The sequence below is a fragment of the Neisseria sp. P0009.S007 genome, from assembly GCF_051962515.1.
The window spans coordinates 1-1699 of sequence record NZ_JBQCVF010000278.1 but is presented as its reverse complement, the minus strand read 5'-3'; the positions used below and the strand labels follow the sequence as shown (position 1 = coordinate 1699).

Genomic DNA, 1699 nt, shown 5'->3' with positions numbered 1-1699 from the left:
CTCACTCTGATCATCATTACCAATATAAAAGCCGTCTGAAATGTAAATTTCAGACGGCTTTTATTTAAAAACAAACAAACCTATAAAACAGTATTTATTTTGAGATTTGCTCCAAGGTCTGGATCATCAATAATTTAAAAGACTGTTGTAAAGGTTCAGGAAGTTGTAAAAAAATCAGTTCGACCGGCATTTCTTCTAAATCCTTTAATGTATTGTTTTGCTGTCTTTCCAAGTATTCTGCTAGCAGAAAAATAGACGAAACACGGCATCCCAATGCATCAGCAAGATATTTTAAGATAGCCTCACTGTATCCTTGATTACCATTCTCAAGATTGGAGATATTACTTTTTGAAGTATTTGCAAAATCAGCAAGTTGCTGCTGTGTCCAACCTTTTTGTTTTCTCAAAAATCTAATTGCACGACTTATATTCATGCAAAAGATATTAGAGAGAAATAGATTCAATTGAAATTGTAATGCAATACTTCATACAGTTTTACTGTACTTTTCTATTTTTATGAAACTTTAAATCTTGAGGTGACCAAATGAAAATTAAACACTATCTCTTTGCTGGGATTTTACCAGTGATGTTATTAACTGGTTGTATGGGGGGCTTACCTTCATGCGGTTCAAGTGATGCAGAAGATTTGGTTAAAAAAATCATTAACCAACGCTCATTTCTTTTAGGTCAATTTGTTTCATTGGATGATGTGGAAGAAACTGCCGTTAATCATGATGCCGAAATAAGAGTATGTTCTGCCAAATTGACCACAACAAAAGGAAGTGAAAACATCACTTACTCAATCAAATGGCAGAATAAAGATAAAAGTAGTTTCTACTTAGAAATCAATTAAATATTAGGAGTGATACAAATGAAGGGACAAATTTTAGACTTTTCAATTCAAAACGGTGGTGGTCTGATCAACGGGGAGGATGGTAAGCGTTATCCATTTAAAAGCGAAGAATGGAAAGAACAAAACATTCCTACTCGAGGCATGAATGTTGATTTTGATATTAATGGAGATGGTCAGGCTATTGGTATTTACAAGGCACTAAATAGCAGTTCATCTAATAATGTCGTAAATGCATTCAATACTGTGGCGCAATCCAGAAATGAAAATGGACAATTATCACTGTTTGCCTTATTTTTGGAAACGCTATCTAAACGTTATGCACAATTTTCAGGGAGAGCATCCAAACGAGAATTTTGGGGATATACACTCTTTAGAATAATTGCAGATTTTTCCATTTTTATTGTCGCAATAATAATGTCTGAAATTAGCAGAAGTCTTGGAGATATTTTCTTCCTCCTATATTACCTATTTGCTCTAGCTGTAATTATTCCATCTTTATCTGTCGTTATTCGACGTCTCCATGATATAGGAAAATCAGGTTGGTGGTTTCTCATTATACTTATTCCTATTATTGGCCCAATCTGGCTAATTGTTTTGATGTGCCAACCATCCTTCAATGGGGATAATCAATGGGGTAGTATGCCTGAAAACTAACCTTCTAGAGTAAGGCCATCTGAAACAAAAATTTCAGATGGCCTTTCCCAATGAATTAATCAAACTTTGTCTTACTCATTTCTATTTTACTGATACTCTAATACTTCCAAAAATTATGACTTAACCTTCAATCACTGATCTCCATTTCTAAATTACCTGAATACCAGAATTTCCCCTATGAACAGTATATTTA

At 33.8% G+C, this 1699-nt stretch carries 3 protein-coding genes; 2 read left to right on the top strand and 1 reads right to left on the bottom strand.

Annotation, left to right across the window (positions count from 1 at the left end):
• Window positions 1–94: 94 nt before the first annotated feature.
• Window positions 95–406, bottom strand: coding sequence for a helix-turn-helix domain-containing protein (locus tag ACTHS3_RS12430; protein ID WP_003745796.1), 312 nt, complete (start codon window positions 404–406; stop codon window positions 95–97).
• Between the two features lie 137 nt (window positions 407–543).
• Between ACTHS3_RS12430 and ACTHS3_RS12425 the strand changes: the two genes are divergently transcribed.
• Together ACTHS3_RS12425 and ACTHS3_RS12420 are read left to right on the top strand one after the other, a co-directional pair.
• Window positions 544–852, top strand: a complete 309-nt coding sequence (locus ACTHS3_RS12425) for a hypothetical protein (RefSeq protein WP_003745794.1) — start codon at window positions 544–546, stop codon at window positions 850–852.
• A gap of 18 nt (window positions 853–870) precedes the next feature.
• Window positions 871–1506, top strand: coding sequence for a DUF805 domain-containing protein (locus tag ACTHS3_RS12420; protein ID WP_004519377.1), 636 nt, complete (start codon window positions 871–873; stop codon window positions 1504–1506).
• Window positions 1507–1699: the final 193 nt, after the last annotated feature.